This window comes from Staphylococcus auricularis, assembly GCF_051172115.1.
Lineage (GTDB): Bacteria > Bacillota > Bacilli > Staphylococcales > Staphylococcaceae > Staphylococcus > Staphylococcus auricularis_A.
The window spans coordinates 776,842-795,599 of the sequence record NZ_JBPIZN010000001.1; the positions used below are offsets into that span (position 1 = coordinate 776,842).

17 protein-coding genes are annotated in these 18,758 nt (G+C 38.1%); 3 read left to right on the forward strand and 14 right to left on the reverse strand.

What is annotated here, in order from left to right:
• Positions 1–197 precede the first annotated feature (197 nt).
• The 4 genes from ACSBRB_RS03750 to ACSBRB_RS03765 all read right to left on the reverse strand — a co-directional run bounded on the left by ACSBRB_RS03750 (position 198) and on the right by ACSBRB_RS03765 (position 4,580).
• Positions 198–995: a TerC family protein gene (locus ACSBRB_RS03750; RefSeq protein WP_435031676.1), complete on the reverse strand. Its 798-nt coding sequence runs from the start codon at positions 993–995 to the stop codon at positions 198–200.
• 297 nt (positions 996–1,292) lie between these two features.
• Complete coding sequence (locus ACSBRB_RS03755) at positions 1,293–2,855, reverse strand: peptide chain release factor 3 (RefSeq protein ID WP_435031677.1); 1,563 nt, start codon at positions 2,853–2,855, stop codon at positions 1,293–1,295.
• Positions 2,852–3,106 carry a YueH family protein gene (locus ACSBRB_RS03760; RefSeq protein ID WP_435031678.1) on the reverse strand — a complete coding sequence of 85 codons (255 nt, stop codon included), beginning with the start codon at positions 3,104–3,106 and terminating at the stop codon, positions 2,852–2,854. The genes ACSBRB_RS03755 and ACSBRB_RS03760 overlap by 4 nt, the downstream gene beginning before the upstream one ends.
• On the reverse strand, positions 3,096–4,580 hold the full coding sequence (locus tag ACSBRB_RS03765) for a UDP-N-acetylmuramoyl-L-alanyl-D-glutamate--L-lysine ligase (RefSeq protein ID WP_435031679.1): 1,485 nt from the start codon (positions 4,578–4,580) through the stop codon (positions 3,096–3,098). The genes ACSBRB_RS03760 and ACSBRB_RS03765 overlap by 11 nt, the downstream gene beginning before the upstream one ends.
• 451 nt (positions 4,581–5,031) lie before the next feature.
• Here ACSBRB_RS03765 and ACSBRB_RS03770 point away from each other — a divergent pair, with 451 nt between their 5' ends.
• Both ACSBRB_RS03770 and ltaA read left to right on the forward strand, forming a co-directional pair.
• Positions 5,032–6,210: a diglucosyl diacylglycerol synthase gene (locus tag ACSBRB_RS03770; protein ID WP_435031680.1), complete on the forward strand. Its 1,179-nt coding sequence runs from the start codon at positions 5,032–5,034 to the stop codon at positions 6,208–6,210.
• On the forward strand, positions 6,185–7,375 hold the full coding sequence (gene ltaA / locus ACSBRB_RS03775) for a lipoteichoic acid biosynthesis MFS flippase LtaA (protein WP_435031681.1): 1,191 nt from the start codon (positions 6,185–6,187) through the stop codon (positions 7,373–7,375). Before ACSBRB_RS03770 ends, ltaA begins: the two co-directional genes overlap by 26 nt.
• A gap of 116 nt (positions 7,376–7,491) precedes the next feature.
• Here ltaA and ACSBRB_RS03780 read toward each other — a convergent pair whose 3' ends face one another.
• From ACSBRB_RS03780 to ACSBRB_RS03790, 3 genes are all read right to left on the reverse strand, one after another.
• Positions 7,492–8,001, reverse strand: a complete 510-nt coding sequence (locus tag ACSBRB_RS03780) for a YjcG family protein (RefSeq protein WP_278926387.1) — start codon at positions 7,999–8,001, stop codon at positions 7,492–7,494.
• Positions 8,002–8,107: 106 nt separating this feature from the next.
• Entirely contained in the window at positions 8,108–8,845 is a 738-nt protein-coding gene (locus tag ACSBRB_RS03785) for an esterase family protein (protein WP_435031682.1), read from the reverse strand.
• 77 nt (positions 8,846–8,922) lie between these two features.
• Complete coding sequence (locus ACSBRB_RS03790) at positions 8,923–10,506, reverse strand: alanine/glycine:cation symporter family protein (protein ID WP_435031683.1); 1,584 nt, start codon at positions 10,504–10,506, stop codon at positions 8,923–8,925.
• Between the two features lie 324 nt (positions 10,507–10,830).
• Between ACSBRB_RS03790 and cozEa the strand changes: the two genes are divergently transcribed.
• The gene (gene cozEa, locus ACSBRB_RS03795) at positions 10,831–11,916 is read left to right on the forward strand and encodes a lipoteichoic acid biosynthesis protein CozEa (protein ID WP_435031684.1); all 1,086 of its coding nucleotides are present in this window, start codon (positions 10,831–10,833) and stop codon (positions 11,914–11,916) included.
• Between the two features lie 113 nt (positions 11,917–12,029).
• On the opposite strand, the gene ACSBRB_RS03800 is transcribed toward cozEa, so the two are convergent.
• From ACSBRB_RS03800 to ACSBRB_RS03830, 7 genes are all read right to left on the reverse strand, one after another.
• Positions 12,030–12,326: an HD domain-containing protein gene (locus ACSBRB_RS03800; protein WP_435031685.1), complete on the reverse strand. Its 297-nt coding sequence runs from the start codon at positions 12,324–12,326 to the stop codon at positions 12,030–12,032.
• A gap of 3 nt (positions 12,327–12,329) precedes the next feature.
• On the reverse strand, positions 12,330–12,677 hold the full coding sequence (locus tag ACSBRB_RS03805; RefSeq protein ID WP_435031686.1) for an HD domain-containing protein: 348 nt from the start codon (positions 12,675–12,677) through the stop codon (positions 12,330–12,332).
• Positions 12,678–12,818: 141 nt separating this feature from the next.
• Positions 12,819–13,589, reverse strand: a complete 771-nt coding sequence (gene fabI / locus ACSBRB_RS03810; RefSeq protein WP_435031687.1) for an enoyl-ACP reductase FabI — start codon at positions 13,587–13,589, stop codon at positions 12,819–12,821.
• A gap of 114 nt (positions 13,590–13,703) precedes the next feature.
• A complete protein-coding gene (locus ACSBRB_RS03815; protein WP_435031688.1) occupies positions 13,704–15,545 on the reverse strand; it encodes a cation:proton antiporter domain-containing protein in 1,842 nt (613 codons plus the stop codon).
• Positions 15,546–15,556: 11 nt separating this feature from the next.
• The gene (gene mgtE, locus ACSBRB_RS03820) at positions 15,557–16,942 is read right to left on the reverse strand and encodes a magnesium transporter (RefSeq protein ID WP_435031689.1); all 1,386 of its coding nucleotides are present in this window, start codon (positions 16,940–16,942) and stop codon (positions 15,557–15,559) included.
• 131 nt (positions 16,943–17,073) lie between these two features.
• On the reverse strand, positions 17,074–17,928 hold the full coding sequence (locus ACSBRB_RS03825; RefSeq protein ID WP_435031690.1) for an RluA family pseudouridine synthase: 855 nt from the start codon (positions 17,926–17,928) through the stop codon (positions 17,074–17,076).
• Positions 17,928–18,737, reverse strand: coding sequence for an NAD kinase (locus ACSBRB_RS03830; protein ID WP_435031691.1), 810 nt, complete (start codon positions 18,735–18,737; stop codon positions 17,928–17,930). Before ACSBRB_RS03830 ends, ACSBRB_RS03825 begins: the two co-directional genes overlap by 1 nt.
• Positions 18,738–18,758: the final 21 nt, after the last annotated feature.

Here is an 18,758-nt window from a genome sequence, read left to right on the forward strand (position 1 = left end):
GCTTCATACATATAAAGATGTGGTCACATTTTTAATCAAAATTGTTCTATCCCTATATTATGCCATAGACGCACGAACTTTGCTTAATTAAATCATTGTCCCTGCGCATAAAAAATAAACTCGTCATAAGTTGATTCAAACTTTACTTCATTATGTGAAGCAACGCTCAAAAATCAACCTTAGACGAGTGTGTACGATTAACTATTTTGTTTTTTATTATGGCGTAATGATGTTAACCATCCGATAAGGACAAGTAAAATCATGACAGACCAGAAGATCGTTTGCCATAACGCACTGTGTGGGAAGTCATGTGGTAATATGCCGATATCCTCATGTGCTAAGACGAGTACGACCAGTTTCACACCTACCCATCCGACGATTGCGAAGGCTGCACCTTCTAAACCAGGATATTTGTTGAGTAAGTCCACGAACCAGTTCGCTGCAAAACGCATTAAGATGACACCGATCATACCACCTAAGAACATGACGATAAATTGACCTAAGTCCATACCGCCGAAATGAATGCCTACTGTTGGTAATGTCATTGCAATTGCCATCGCTGCAAGCATAGAATCTATCGCAAAGGCAATATCTGCAAATTCAACTTTAAATACGGTAGCCCAGAATTTACCAGCACTGACAGGAATTTCTTGTCCGCTATCATCAAAGTGGTGATCATCGCCCACTTCATGCGGATGTTCATCTTTATTTTTAAAGAAATTATATAGATTTTTACCTGACATATAGAGTAAGTATACGGCACCTAAAGCTTGAATAAACCAGAAATTAACAATAATACTAATTAAGAACAATGCAATGAAACGAAATACAAAGGCACCGAGTAAGCCGTAAAACAGTGCTTTTTTACGTTGCTTAGGTGGTAAATGTCTCACCATGACTGCCATAACGACAGCGTTATCAGCAGCTAACAGCCCCTCGAGGAATACTAAGACGAAGAGCACCCATAAATAGGGCAGGATTAAACTCACATCCATGTTGCACAACTCCTTTTAAATAAATACAAAAATAGAGACCTGTGCTATAGAATGTTTAACGACATTGGACTCAACTTGTATTGAATCCAACATCAATCACGTGTTCTATAGCAAAGGTCTCACTTAGTAAAACGAGTTTACTCTCAATACCGGAAGCGCAGACTTCGTAATGACGATAAAGAGATTCTGTCCGAATCAAAATTGGATGTTCCTTCAATTGAACAGATAAGTTACTCCCCTCTGACTATGTTAGCCACAGGTATTTTATTTTGATTGTATTATACACAATCTTAGCGCTTATAACAAACTATATAGTTTGATTTCAGGAAATTTATCTTCAAACCAGCGTGTAGCAAATTCATTTTCAAACAAGAATAATAAATGATCGTAACGGTCTTTCACGAGTATAGAGCGTGACGTATTCATCTTATCTTGAATATCTTCCTCATTTTCAACCCAGCGTGCAATTTTTTGGCCGACAGGTTCCATAACAATATCCACGTTATATTCGTTCTTCATGCGATGTTCAAAGACTTCAAATTGAAGTTGACCCACTGCACCAAGGATGATTTGGTTCGTGTGAAGGGTTTTATAATATTGAATGGCACCTTCTTGCACGAGTTGCTCAATCCCTTTATGGAAGTGTTTTTGTTTCATTACGTTTTTGGCTGAAACCTTCATAAAGATTTCCGGTGTGAATTGTGGTAAATCTTGGAAACTGAATTTTTGATTACCATTCACGAGCGTATCACCGATTTGATAGTTTCCTGTATCGTAAAGTCCGACGATATCACCGGCAACAGCTCGGTTCACTGTTTCTTTATCATCCGCCATAAAGGAAGTTGATCGCGTGATTTTTTGTTTTTTCTTCGTGCGTTGAAGCTGAACATCCATACCACGTTCAAATTCCCCACTCACCACACGCATAAATGCGATACGGTCACGGTGTTTAGGATCCATATTCGCTTGAATTTTGAAAATGAATCCTGAGAAATCTGGACTAAATGGACTGACTTCAACATCTTCATTTGTCTGACGAGCACTTGGCATCGGTGCATAATCCACGTATACATTTAAGAAGTTTTCTACACCGAAGTTCGCTAAGGCAGAACCGAAGAACACAGGTGTAAGTTCACCGTTAAGTAATGCATCATTATCGAATTTTTCACCTGCTTCATCTACAAGCATCAATTCTTCTATCGCTTGTTCAAACGCACTATCTTGTTTGATTTCATGATCTTCTTCTAATTCAAAATCATCATTTAAATGAAGGATATTTTCTTCATCTCTAAAAGGTTCGATTGTTTTAGAAGCACGATCGATAATACCAAAGAAACTTTGTCCCATGCCGATTGGCCAATTCATCGGATATGTATCGATATTGAGTGTTTCTTCTATTTCATTTAATAATTCAAATGGTTCTTTACCAACACGATCCAATTTATTAATGAAGGTAAAGATTGGAATACCACGCATTTTACATACTTTAAATAATTTAAGCGTTTGTGGTTCAATCCCTTTGGCACAGTCAATTACCATCACTGCGCTGTCTACAGCCATTAACGTACGATACGTATCTTCTGAGAAATCCTCGTGCCCTGGTGTATCTAGAATGTTAATGTGATAATTGTCATAATTAAATTGCATGACAGAACTTGTCACAGAAATCCCACGTTCTTGTTCGACTTTCATCCAGTCACTCGTTGCGAATTTCCCTATTTTCTTACCTTTAACTGTACCTGCTTCACGAATCGCACCACCAAAAAGGAGTAGCTTTTCAGTTAAAGTAGTTTTTCCCGCGTCCGGGTGGGAAATAATCGCAAATGTTTTTCTTGATTCGATTTCATTATTAATACTCATTCATTTGCTCCTTTGTCTTCAAATATCCAATTGCTTATATAAGAGGCAAGCAACGTTGCTTGTGATTCATCCATTTCACTAAATAAATGCATGACAAGTGTATCTTCTATTTCACTTTGAGATGCTTCTTCCGATAACTCGATCGACCATTCAAAATCTGGAATAGCGATCAAATAAACATGTTCGTCCGGTAGATGCGCGATGTACGTACGCGCATTACCAAATACATCAGGTAGTGACCTAATCTTCAACCGGGCCACCACCGTATTTTTCATAAGCCGCTTCTAATCCGATTAAATCATCTCTATGCGGTACTTTAACATGACCAGGCATGATTTGATAAGGTTCTCTACCTTTAGAAGCTAATACAACCGTATCCCCAGGTTCAGATACTTCAATTGCATGTCGTATGCCTTCAGCTCGATCTTCAAATTCTACATATTGATCATGTGTCGCGCCTTTAGCTAATTCAGCCGTCAACATTTTTGGATCATCATTTGCTGGGTTATCAGGCGTGAAAATGACGTAATCTGCCTGACAAGCGACTTGACCCATCTCTTGTGTTTTCGACATATCACGTTCCCCAGCCATACCGACGAGGAAAATAAGTTTTTGTTTAACGAAAGGTTTTACAGCTTCGATCAATTTGTTCATGCCATCTGCAGTGTGTGCGTAATCAATGATTAAATCGATCGGTAAGTCTCGATCTAACACTTCAAGACGACCTTCCACAGGTTCGGCTGATTCTACCGCTTTGATGATCGTTTCAAAAGTAGTGCCTTTACTCCAAATCGCAATCATCGCAGCCATTAAGTTAGAAATATTAAATTTACCAATGTACGGCGACTGCACATGATACGTGCCTTCAGGTGTGACAAAATCAAACGCCACGCCTTGTAATGACTCTTCAATGTTTTGCGCTGTAAACTGTGCGTCCTGATCGATACCGTACGTCAACACTTCATAAGGTGTGACCGAAGCTAAATACTCTGAAAACGGATCATCATTGTTTAAGACAACCGCTTTATCTTTACTTAAGTCTTCACCGAGTTGACTGAACAAGAGTGATTTAGCATGACCATATGCTTCCATAGACCCATGAAAATCAAGATGATCTTTTGTAAGATTTGAAAAGATCGCTACATCAAATTCAACACCACGAAGACGACCGAGTGCTAAACCATGACTTGAAACTTCTAATGTCATCGCTTCAGCACCTTGTTCAACGGCTTGGTTGATTTTCTTCGTCAATGTGACGGTTTCAGGTGTGGTATTTACACCTTTTGATTTCTCTTCATTAATTTGAAAACCATTTGTACCGAGATAGGCACTGCCTTTATCCATTCTTCTATGAACATTATGGATCATTGTCGCTATAGATGTTTTTCCGTTTGTTCCAGTGACGCCGTAAGTCACGAGTTGTTGGCTTGGGTAATGGTATAATTCATTTACAAGTAAGCTCGCTACGCGTAATGTATCCGGAACAACGACTTGCGTGATGTCACTGTTTAAATCTTGGGCTTGATTCACGACAACGATCTCACAACCCGCATCTGCAACTTGCTGACAAAATTGATGACTATCCACCGTATAGCCTACAGAAGCAACAAATATACTCCCCGCTTCAGCTGTACGTGAATCCGTTGTAATATCATTCACTTCTTTATCTAATGAACCAATGACTTGTTTGACTTTGATTTTGCTAAATAATTCGTTTGCTTTCAACAGTGAACGCTCCTTTTTCTCAATAGTTCTATTATACACGTTTTTCTTGATGGTTAACATCATTCAACTATGTCAATTTATCTCTATAAATATTTTTATTTCATTATATTGAAGCTTTCGACTTTGAAAATGAAAAATTGAAGATAGCTTCACTTTATTTTCTACTTATTTATATGTATTTTATTAACTTAAGATGATTTCAATGTTAAAATTTTATTTAATATTTATGAAATGAGGGTAAACTTCATTACAATCCTGTCATTAAGTGTTAAGATAACCTTGAAGAGATAGTTATTTATATACTTTCATTTGCATTTAATATGAAACATATATAACCATATCATAAAACAGTATCATGCGTGAGTTCCGATATTATTGCTTCCACATGCTAATAAAATAAGTTACACTTACGAGGCGTGTAACAAAAATACTGGAGGGTGACTTCATCTCTATGGTTACTCAAAATAAAAAAATACTCATTATTACAGGTTCATTTGGTAATGGCCATTTGCAAGTAACACACAGTATCGTAAATCAATTGAATGAAATGAATATCAGCAATCTATCTGTGATTGAAAACGACTTATTTTTAGAGGCACATCCAATATTAACGTCTATCTGTAAAAAATGGTACATCAATAGCTTTAAATACTTTAGAAATATGTACAAAAATTTTTACTATAGCCGTCCTGACAAATTGGACAAGTGTTTCTATAAATACTATGGTCTCAATAAATTAATCAATCTGTTATTAAAAGAAAAACCAAACTTAATCTTGCTCACATTCCCTACTCCGGTAATGTCTGTGTTAACAGAACAATTTAACATCAACATTCCAATCGCAACGGTGATGACAGATTACAGATTGCACAAAAATTGGATAACCCCTCAATCTGAAAGATATTATCTCGCTACCAATGACCTTAGAGATGAATTTGTAGCTGCCGGTGTCCCTAGAGAAAAATTAAAAGTAACTGGGATCCCAATTTCAGATAAATTTGAAGAAGATATCGATCGAACTGCTTGGCTCACGCAAAACCAACTCGATCCAGATAAACCGACGATCCTCATGTCAGCAGGTGCATTTGGGGTCTCTAAAGGATTCGATGAAATGATCAATGACATCCTGTTACGGAGCCCGCATGCACAAGTCGTCATGATTTGTGGACGGAATAAAAAACTAAAACGCACACTTTCAACACAATTTAAAGATTATGACAATGTGCTCATCCTTGGTTATACCAATGATATGAACGAATGGATGGCTTCCAGTGAACTGATGATCACGAAGCCAGGTGGTATCACCATTTCTGAAGCCCTCACCCGTCGTATCCCACTCGTATTCTTAGATCCTGCGCCAGGTCAGGAGTTGGAAAATGCGCATTACTTCGAGGATAAAAACTTTGGGAAAATTGCTCAAAACGCAACCGAAGCCATTGAAATCGTCGGTGATTTGATCAATGACATGGATCGATTAAATCGCATGACGCAAAATATGACAGAAGCAAGAATTCAGTATACAACTTATAAACTTTGTAGAGATTTACTCGACTTACTCTATCATTCTGGTGCGAGTGAAAAAGTTTATGGAAAGATACCTTTATATGCAAAGCTCTTCGTTAAATCATAGATCAAATCGAACTTTCATTATCATGCTCGTCATCTTATTCTTAATGGAATTCGGACGAGGAATGTATATCTTAAGTTATTTATCTATCTTGCCGACTGCAACTTCCATTGCAGTGAGTGTGACATCGGTAGCCATCTCGCTGCACTTCATCTCAGATGCTGCGACCAACTTTGTCATCGGGTTCTTACTTAAACGACTCGGTGCGAAACTCGTCTTAACACTCGGGTTCTTGCTCGCTTTTGTTAGTTTATTCTTAGTCATTTGGATGCCGACGAATCCGATTGTGTTGCTCGTTAGTGCAATCGTGCTTGGTATCGCCGTGAGCCCAATATGGGTCATCATGCTTGCAAGTGTGGACGAGGCTAGACGTGGTAAAGAAATGGGCTATGTCTATTTCTCATGGTTAACCGGTCTCCTCTTAGGTATGGTGTTAATGAACTTGTTATTCAAATTCCATCCTACACGCTTTACATTCTTAATGTCCTTAGTCGTCTTAATCGCATGGATATTATTTTACTTCGTGAAAATACGACTTACCAATTATCAAACGAAGCCAGTGGGTGAACAACTAGGGCAAATTGTGCATGTAATGAAACGGCACATGATTCTCTTCCCTGGTATTCTGTTACAAGGTGCCTCTATTACTGCCCTTGTGCCTATCTTACCTACATATGCGACAAAAACAGTGGGCGTATCCACTGTTGAATATACAATTGCACTCGTCATCGGGGGTATTGGATGTGCGTTTGCGATGTTATTCTTATCTAAAATGATTGACCACAATGGTAAAATGTTTATGTATAGCATGATTTTCGGCGGTTTCATCATGTATGCGGTGATGATTTTCGCACTCTCAATCATTACTAATATTTATGTCGTATGGGTATTAGCCATCTTCATCGGCTTAATGTACGGCCTGTTGCTTCCTGCATGGAACACCTTTATGGCAAGCCACATTGATCCTGCAGAACAAGAAGAGACTTGGGGTATTTTCAACAGTGTCCAAGGTTTTGGATCAATGCTTGGACCATTAGTCGGTGGTCCCCTTTCTGATTTAACAGGAAGCGTCAACAATACGTTTTATTTCTCTGCCCTTGTGTTCGTATTCCTAGCCATCTTCTACGGGGTTTATTTCTTCAAAAATCGTAAACCGAGCACAAAATAAAAGTATCTTAAAATATAGAAATGGTGTGACGTGCTTGAGTTACAAGCATATCACACCATTTTTGTTTATGTTATCCGTTTGAATGAACAGTATATCTTGTGTCACTTGAATAAAGCTCAACCTAATTTGTACGTATCAATGACGTCCCATTTATCTGCTTCTTCATCAAATGATAAGAGTGATAAAGTATCCACTGTTTCTTTAATATCGACACCTGCTAATTTAACTTGTCCATAAACATCTTCAAATTCTTGGCTAGTTAAACCTTGAACGATTGTGAAGTGTGGTACAAATGGATGTTCTGGTTTGCCGTAGAAGTCACCGTTGTTGAATTGGTCAAATAATTGTTCCAACGCTTCTGTTTTTTCTACTTTAAAATAAATCACATTATTAGTTGGAGCAAAGCTTGACGCTTTTGTGGCATGTATATCTACAGCGGGAATCCCTTCCACTTTAGATTGAATTGTTTCTTTGACTTGATCTAATTCAGAGTCTTGAATTTCAAAACTACTTTTAATCGTCACATGCGGTAAGATTTGAGCATAGTGAGAATCATAACGTTTACGGTAAGCATTCACTTCATCTTGGAATGGTTGAGATGGTATTAATGCTAATCCTAACTTCATTGAAACTCCTCCTTTGTTTAACATATTACTATTATATCAAAATTCAAATAACTTCGTCACTTTTAATCGTATTTATGACGATATCTTTGCACTTCACAACTTATGTTTACTCATTTCTTAGGAAATACAATAATAAGTTATCGAGTAAGCCTTGCCATGATTTCCATCTATGACCACCCTCAAACTCTTCATAGTGATGTGTAATCTCTGTCGCAGCAATGTATTCATGTAGCTGTCGATTCGGTGTTAAAAAGTCTGCACGTTTTCCAGTCGTAGGTAATGCAAAATCATTTTCTTCCTTCCCAACTGCTTGCCATATTGTTAAATTGGATTTGAATTGACAGCGATCCAGCAATTGAGTGAGGACGTCATCATGTTGCGGACTCAAGACACCGACTTGACTAAAAATACGTGGATACGATAACGCAGTCAACAGTGCAATACTTCCTGCTAAACTATCCCCTAACAAGATGCGGCTATTCGCTAAACGATAAGTTGGAAATTGCGCTTCAATATAAGGTAACAACTCATGCGCCATCGCTTTTACAGTAAGTGGTGCGCGCTCTCCCTGAGGATGAAATTCTTCACGTCGCTTATCGACCGTTTCATAATGAAAGCCTACAAAGATCGCATTATCGATCTGGTCGGTTTGGCGTAACTTTTCATACTTACGATGAATTTGACCAAAGCTGAAAAAATCACGACCATCAAAACAAAAAATAACTTTGTATTGTTGGAGCGCAGAATAAGATTTCGGTAAATAAATGGATAACGTAATATCCCTGTTTAATATGTTACTTGGAAAATGAACACGAGTAACTTCTCCTGGTTTAAATGTTGTCACAAAATGCGCCCCCTCGTACTTTTCCTTCATTGTACCAAGAGACGCATTGATTTTAAACGTATGACATTGAATTGTGTTTAGTGTTTTTCTTTTGAATCAAATTTCTCAGCTTTCAGACGTGCAGGATAATCTTTTAACCAAAAAACTGCATTCGGTAATTCAGCTGGGTTTGGTTTGTAAATCGCATATCGACCTGAACCCAATGATTTTTTCTGCTTCTCATAATCACGCAATGCACTTAAAGCAGGTTTACACAATATCCAGATCGCAATAATGTTTAACCAAGCCATCATACCTACCCCTAAATCACCCATGCTCCATGCTAAGTCGGCTGTTTTTACTGCCCCATATACCGCAGCAAAGATGAGAAGTAAACGCGTGATGTTGATCCATAGCTTTGTTGTTCCTTTAGACGCGCTACGTGTTAAATATGCAATATTCGTTTCTGTAATGTAATAGTATGCAAGGATTGTTGTAAATGCGAAGAAGAACAACGCAATCGCAATGAAGTAAGAACCAAGGCCAGAGAATGTCGGATCAAAGTGATAATGGCTACCTTGGAATGCTTTATCGATACCTGCTTGTGCATACATTGCAGTACCTGAATAATCTCTACCGCCCTCTGACATTTGTACGAATATTCCGTTATCTTTTAGTAAAGTTGGGTTTCCTTTAGCGTCTGTACCGCCATCTGTCACGTTGTATGTACCAGAAATTAAAATAATTAACGCAGTAGCCGTACAAACAAATAATGTATCGACATAAACTGAAAATGCTTGTACTAAACCTTGTTTAGCTGGGTGAGAAACTTCCGCCGCTGCAGCCGCATGTGGCCCTGTCCCTTGACCAGCTTCGTTAGAGTATAATCCACGTTTCACACCGATTTCAATCATCGCACCAAAGATCCCACCAAATGCAGCTTCCATGCCAAATGCAGATTTGAAAATAAGTGCGAACAACGCTGGTACTTGGTCGATATGTAACACGATAATAACCAGTGCCATAATGATGTAAATGATTGCCATAAAAGGTACGACAGCAGTCGCTACATTCGCAATCGATTTTACCCCACCAAAAATGATTAACGCGAGTAAGATTGCTAAGATCACTGCTACAATCCATGGCTCAATTTGGAACGCATTTTTCATTGAACTCGCAATCGCATTAGATTGAACCCCAGGTAATAAGAGACCTACTGAAATAACTGTCACAATCGCAAAGATAATACCATAAATACGACCTAAGCGCCCTTTGATCCCATATTCGATGTAAAATGCAGGACCCCCACGATACTCGCCACGTTCTTCTCTCTTAAAGATCTGACCAAGTGTAGATTCGATAAAGGCACTACTCGCGCCAAGAAACGCAACAACCCACATCCAAAAAATCGCTCCTGGTCCACCGATAAAGATCGCGGTAGATACCCCGACGATATTACCTGTTCCGACACGACCTGCTAAAGACAGTGCAATCGCTTGGAAACTTGAGATCCCTGTAGGTGATTTTTCCCCTTGAAACATGAGACGAATCATTTCTTTAAAATGCCTCACCTGGAAGAATCGCATCATCAATGTGAATAAAGTACCAGTAATTAATAGACCGAAGACGAGTGGTTTACTCCACACAATTTCATTCAGCCACGCTACGACATTCTCTAACATAAAACTTCCCCCTTTAATAAACCAAATAAAGATTAAGAATTTTCTATCATTATACACAAACTTCAAGTTCCGTACAATGCATTTTTTATTTTATCCTTTGTTTCTTTTATTTAATAATAATATATAGTTATGTAGTATGATTTGATTCAGTAATACAACACACTATTTATTTGCATTCGTAAAAAATTGATATGTTTTTATGATTCAAAGAGTCGCGCGAGTCTAAATAAAATAATCCTTTATTTTAAACTTTTGTTCACAGCGTATTTAAGATATACTTGTTTATGTTGTAATATATTAAATTAAAATAGGAGGAGCGCTTCTATGCTGAAAAAGGTTTGGTTCCGCGCGGGGATCGCATTATTAATTTTATTCCTATTGATTAAATTAATAATGGAAGTACATGAAGTCTTTATCCCGTTTGTAATTATTTTACAATCCGTGTTACTACCATTATTATTAAGCGGATTCTTATTCTATATCTGCTTACCATTCCAAAAGATACTTGAAAAACACAAAGTGCCAAGATGGGGCAGTATCTCACTCATCTTTGTTGGTTTAATCATCCTCGGTGGTATCGTTATTGGTATCATCGGACCGTTGATTTACGAACAAATTGAGAACTTGATTAGACATATCCCAGCACTTCAAAGTGAAATTCAACATCTCGTTCAACTCGTGTTAAATCAAATGGATCGTTTACCAAATGAAGTAACAGAACGTATCCATAGCGTGATCAAATCATTGAGTAACAACGTGATGGATATTCTATCTAACTCAATAGGATATGTGACTTCGTTCATTTCAACATTATTCTTACTTATCATGGTACCTTTCTTCTTAATTTACATGCTTAAAGACCATGAACGTTTCATCCCGTTCATCGCACGTTTATTTAAAGGGGAAAGAAAAGTCTTCGTTACACGTTTATTAAAAGACTTAGACCATACATTAAAATCTTACATCCAAGGCCAAGTTACAGTAAGTATTATCTTAGGTATCATTCTTTACATAGGATATACAATTGTTGGCTTGAACTACACATTACTCCTCGTCATGTTCGCATGTGTTGCCAACATGATTCCGTTCTTAGGACCATGGATGGCATTCGCACCAGCTGCGATCATCGCAATCATCCAAAGTCCTGCAACGTTTATATGGGTATGTATCATTACATTAATCGCTCAACAACTTGAAGGTAACGTCATCACACCAAATGTTATGGGTAAATCACTCAGCATTCACCCACTTACAATTATTGTAGTGATACTTGCTGCTGGTAACTTAGGTGGATTCGTACTTATCTTAGTCGCTGTACCATTATATGCAGTCATTAAAACAGTGGTTGTTAATATCTTTAACCATCGACAACAGATTGTTGACAAAGCAAATAGCGATGTGAAGGATTAGCAACATATCCATACAAAAAGGCTATGAGACTGAGATCGATCAGTGTCATAGCCTTTTCTTTGTTATAATCTCAAAACTCGGTGCGATTGACCCCCCCCCAGCACCGTATTGTCTTATCGTTCTCCGTTAATTTCTTCATTCAAAGTTTGTAAAAAGGTCCTCATCGTTTCGGTTCTTTCTGAAGCAATACGTTTCCCCATATCCGTATTCATCGAATCTTCAAGATGTAATAATTTCTCATGAAAATGATTCACAACACTCGCACGATCTCTATAATTCTCCTCAGTAAGCTCATCTAATGATCGTGGCGCAGTTTCATCATACATAGGATGTCCTTTTGTACCACCATAGTAAAAAGCGCGTGCAATACCTATGGCTCCTAAAGCGTCGATTCTATCCGCATCTTGCACGATTTACCCTAAACGATTGAGCGCTTTCGGATGCTCTAAATTTTTGGCATAGGACATGTTTAAAATAATATCCATTATCTGTTGTTGATCTTCAGCCAATGCACCCGCTTCTTTTAATACTGCAGTCGTTTCCTCTATTGCTGCTTCAACATCTGCGACCACTTTATCATCTATCGTATCGTGCAAATATACGGCTGCTAAGATAATTTCTCGTCCTTTTTCATCGACATGTTCAGATTGAGCTATTTTTAAAGCAATCTTCTCAACTCTTTGAATATGTGTTAAATCATGTCCCGTTTGATCAGTAGAAAGCTTTTGTGTCATATAGTCTCGTATTTTTTGTAATTGCATAACATCATTCCTTCTTGAATATTAACTGTGATAACTCGCGCGATTATCTGATTAATGCTACCCCCATCGAATTAACGCATAAAAAAGGAAGGGAACCCATCACGTCATTCGTTCCCTTCCTTCAGCATTGTATATAATCTATTATTTTGTAGCGTGGAATCCAGCATCCACGTGAATGTTTTCGCCAGTTACACCGCTCGCTAAATCACTGAGTAAGAATGCAGCAGTTTTACCAACTTCTTCTTGGTCAACATTACGTTGTAATGGTGAACGTTGTTCAATTTCTTTAAGAATTGAATTGAAGTTACCGACACCTTTTGCACTTAATGTGCGGATTGGACCAGCTGAAATCGCATTGACACGGATATTGTCTTGTCCAAGATCTAATGCGAGGTATTTCACACAAGCTTCTAAGCTCGCTTTCGCAATACCCATCACGTTATAACTTGGAATTGCGTATTCGCCGCCGATGTATGTTGTCGCAACGATACTACCGCCATCTTTCATAATTTTGCTTGCTTCACGTGCTACGATTGTCAGTGAGAATGAACTGATATCTTGTGCTAATAAGAAACCATCACGAGAAGTCTCGCTGAAGCGTCCACGTAATTCTTCGACATTCGCAAATGCGATAGAGTGGTAGAGACCATCGATTTGACCTACTTCTTCACCGATTTTCGCAAAGCCATTGATGACATCATCATCTTTTTGAACATCGATTTGATACATTTTTGGTTCATCTTGATTAAGTTGATCTAATAATTTTTCCAATTCTTTACGGCTGCGATCTTTACGATAAGTAAATACCAATTTCGCACCTAATTGGTCTAATACTTTGGCAACCCCAAAACCGATACTGCGTTTATTCGCAATACCCATAATGACATAAGTTTTTCCTTCTAAACTAAACATATGAGAACTCCTTTTATTTAACTTTACTTAAAATTCATTCACGGTTATTTTAACATTGTCACAAGCCTTTAAACAATTTATTTATTGTTATTCATGTGAAACAACGGATAAGCTTTAATAATAAAATTCTAATTCGCGTTTTAATTCATCTACATATTCTTTCGAACCTGTGACGATCAAGCGGTCACGATAACGCAATTGTGTATCCCCATGTGGCACGATAGATTCATTGTTATGTATAATTCTGACGAAGATAATATCGCCACTGAATGGGAAGTGTCGTAACTGCATATGATCATATTGATGATTCAACATCGCAATTTCGTAAAGTGATGTCTCAACATTACTTAACAAGTTCAACATGTTTGGTGTTTCAATTAAGCCTTTAAGTAAAATCTTATTACTCATATAACTACTGAAGATTTCAACACCCATTTTATGCAGTTCAGGGTCTTCCGTATCCCCTTCTAGACGACAGATGACGCGTTTTACACCTTGTTGTTTCGCCATTTTAGCTACATTTTTATTAATTTCATCATTATTTGTGGAACAAACGACGATATTTCGATCAAACAGACCTAAGCGTGTCAGTATTTCTGGATCGTAATCTGTAATTTCTATCAGGTCGATATCTTCCGGCAGATTTCGTGTTTTACTCAAATCATTACGGAAATACAGTGAAACTGCATAAAGTTGTGAAGACAGATTTTGCGCTATAGGAATCGTTAATTGGTTTTTCCCGATTAAACTAACTTCAATACGACGTGTCGCTTCTTCTGGCATTGGGAATAATTTTTTAAATACAACCGGTACAATCACGCAAGTAATGACGGCACTCAAGATTAAAATACCAGATGTTTCACTAGAAATCGTTTCTAGTTGTTCTGCAATTTTCGCTGATGCAATGACGAGCGATAACGTAGATGTTAAGAGAAAACCAGATGCGATCGTCGTACGATGATCAAACCAGCGATGAATATAGTAAACAGGGATTAATTTAGAAATTAAAAATGCTACCATTAAAATCGGAATGATCAATAGTAATTTCGGCTCTTTTATCAATGAAGGTATATCTAAATCAACACCGACCATGATGAAGAAGATTGGAATAAAGAATCCATAACCAAATGAGTCTAATTTTTCGACCATATCTTCTGCAGGTCCTAGTAATGAGACGACAACCCCAGCAAGGAACGCACCTAAAATATTTTCTGCACCGACACCTTCTGCGAGTGCTACAAGCAAGATGATCAACGCGAAAACGGCTCTAATACCGATTTGTGTCGTACCATCCATCAGTTTATGTAAAAACTTCGCCTTCTTGAACAAACCGCCAATAAAATAAAAGATGACGGTGAATACGCCGAGGATACCGATTAACCATAGAGACGCACCGCCCGAAGCGTTGAGTGCCCCATAAAATGTTAATAGAATCATCGTAACTAAATCAGCCAGTACTGCAACGAGTAAGATAAACTGACCAATGGTTGTGCGCATGATGTTCATTTCTTTTAATGTAGGGACTACCACACCTAAAGAGATAGTGGAAATAATAATCACCATTAGTAAGACATCATCGATTAAACCAAACCATTTGAAGAGATATGCAAAAAGCACGGAGATAATCATGATGAGCATAAAGACAGTCAGTGCGAGTTGGAAATGACCTGGCATCGACTTTTTCTCTCTCGCTTCTGCTTTACTAGATGTATCTTTTTTAAATGCTTTAAAGTCGATTTCTAACCCGCTTAAGAACATGAGGAAAATAAAACCAAGTGTCGATAAAATATTTAATACGTTGTCTTTCTCAACGAGATCTAAGAAAGAATGACCGATGACGATACCCATTAATATTTCTGCGACGACAACAGGGATGAATGTAATATTAAGTCGATTTACAATGATCGGTGTAAAGAACGCTGCTAATACAACAATGACTAACGATACAAATTCCATAGGTCACCCCTCTATACTAAATAAGACATAAATGTGGTCGCTAAACCGAAATAGATTAACATGCTGACGATATCATTGATCGTCGTAATAAATGGACCACTCGCTACAGCAGGGTCAATATTAAATTTATTCATGATGAGTGGAATGATTGAACCGACTAACGTACCTACTGTCATTGCGACAGTTAAACTGCCACCGACAATCAGTGCTAAGATTGGTTCACGATATAAAATAATGATGATTAAACATAAGATGATGGCACAGACAAAGCCACTCAAAAATCCGCTTCCCGCTTCTCTTAAAGCAACCTTAAATTTACTTTTTTCATCGATTTCACCGGTAGAAATGTTACGTACAGACACGGCCAATGATTGTGTCCCAGAGTTTCCGGACATCCCACTAATGATTGGGATAAAGGCTGCCAGTAATGCCACTTGTGATAACGTTTCTTCAAACGAACCTAAAATCGTCGCTGTAATCATACCTAAGAATGTGAGTACAATTAACCAAGGTAGACGCTGTGCAGATGTTTTAACGATTGATGTATTAGTCGCATCGACGTCAGAGACACCGGCTAAACGAGAGTAGTCCTCACTTGCCTCTTCATCCATAACGTCTAAGATATCATCGATTGTGATAATCCCGAGTAAATGATCTTGGTAATCCAGTACAGGGATGGCGATGAAATCATAGTCCCTCATTTTTTGAGCGACATCTTCTTGGTCATCTGCTACATTCACGCTGATCACACGCTCTTGCATGACATCTTCTATGTATGCGTCGTTTTCTGCAGTGATTAAGTCTCTGAGTGAGAGCACCCCAACGAGTTGTTTGTCGTTGTTAACTGCATATATCATATAAATAGTTTCTGCATCAGGTGCTTGTTCTTTCACCTGTAATAATGCTTCTCGAACTGGCATGGTTGATTTGAGAGAAATATACTCGGTCGTCATGATACCACCGGCCGTATCCTCTTCATAATGCAGCAATGCCTTGATTTCTTTGCTGTCCTCTTGATTCATCAAGGTTAAGAGGCTGACTATTTTCTGTTTGGATAGATGATTCATAATGTCCACGGCATTATCGTACGACATATCTTCTAAGACTTTGCTCGCATAATTGGCGTTAATCGTCTCAAATAAATCCTCGTACGCTTCATCATCCATTTCCAATTGGTCGAAGAATTCCGCCACTTCTTGTGGAGATAGTACTTCGAATATTGCTTGGCGTACTTCATCATCACTATCTTCAAAGTATTCACTTTGTTCATACGTATGCATGGACAAAAATTCTTCTCTGAAGTCGTCGATGTTATTTTCGCTTAAAAGTTGGTCTAATAACGATTTGTTATAAACCTCTTCATCATCCAATAATTTTGTATCATTATCGTTAGTCACCGTAAGCCACCTCCATAGTCTAAATGATAAAAATAAATCTGCATACATTGTTAACTATATTATGAATGTTGTTAAATGAAAACCGCATTGCCTAAAATTAAAAAATATTTTACACAGTTGAGATGAAACCGTCATACCATCTCAAAGAGTGTTTCAATAGGTTGGTACTGATCTTTAATCTGAATCTCCTCACCTGTGATAGGGTGTTGAAATGCGACAGCAGTACATCGCAGTAGCTGATGTGCATACATACCTGTAGGGCCCCCATATAACCCATCGCCGACTAATGGATGTCCGATATGCTGAAAATGAACACGTATTTGATGGGTTCGTCCTGTATAAAGCTGTACCGCGCATAGGCTGTATTCGCCGTTAAACTGTAAACGTTTAAAACCTGTCTTTGCATATTTACCTTTTTCAAAATCTACCGTTCGCTCTATAATACTTGTCGCTTTACGTGCAATCGGTGCTTCGATCACACCTTTTTCAGGCACTTCTCCTTCGCAAATACATAGATACTGTTTATGAATCGGTACGGTCGACATCAAATGATGGATAAAGCCATGTTTTGAGAACATAACAATCCCTGACGTATTACGATCGAGTCGTGTAATAATATGTGGCACTTCAGAAGCTGATTGCTGTAAATGTCCCAGTGCTTGTTCGACTAAACTGTGATGTGGATGTTCTCTTGAAGGCAATGTATTCTGCCCTGCATTTTTTGATACGATCAACAAGTAATCATCTTCATATAAAATATGTAAATCACTTTTCTCTGGCCTGAGACTCTCACTCGGATGCTCTTCAGGTAGCTTGACCGTTAACGCATCATTCACCGTCAGTTCCTTTCTCACAGTCACAGGGTTACCATTAACAATTAAAGCGCCATTACGTTTAATGGCGCTCATCACTTTCTTTGAATACTGATGTCGTTGTAAAAAAGATTTGACCGTTTCTTCTTGTGTGATGCGGTACTCAAACTGCATTATTCGTCATCCTCACTAGAAATGAATGAATCATGCACACGTTTCCAGAATGGGAAAGGTCTAAAGCGAGCAAAACGAATCTTTTCATTCGCAACACGGTATTGAATCGCATTGACATCTCTATGTTTAATACTCACATGATCGATCGTTGTCAAAATGGAATCGTGATTGACCGGTTTAATTAAACATGTATGGTGTTTCGGCAAGACAAGCGGAGAGCCTACAGTACGGAAGACTCTGTTATTAATCGAAGCAATTTCAGCAATCTGAATGACTTCTAATGAAGGGTGTATCAACGCACCACCCAGCGCTTTGTTATATGCGGTTGAACCCGATGGCGTTGAAATACATAACCCATCACCACGAAAGCGTTCGAAGTGTTTGCCTCTAATATTGACGTCTACTACCAGTGTCGAACCATTTTCGGTCTTCATCGTTGCCTCATTTAGTGCGAGGTAACGTGTCTCATATCCATTATTGTTGTAACGCACAATGATTTCTAAAAGTGGGTATTCGATCACTTGGAACTCAGAATTATTAATTTCGATAATTAATTTTTCGATTTCATGAGGTAGCCAGTCAGCGTAGAAGCCAAGATGTCCTGTATGTATCCCTACAAACGCACAGTCTGATAACAAATGACTATAACGATGGAAAGCTTGTAATAATGTCCCGTCACCACCGACAGAAATGACAATTTCTGGATTTTCTTCATCTTGAACCATTTGAAAATCTGACATGTGATTAATCATCTTTTGCTTCAATGCATTCGACTTTGAATCACCTTTTGATAATATTGCATAGCGCATGATTACACCCCATTCGTCAAA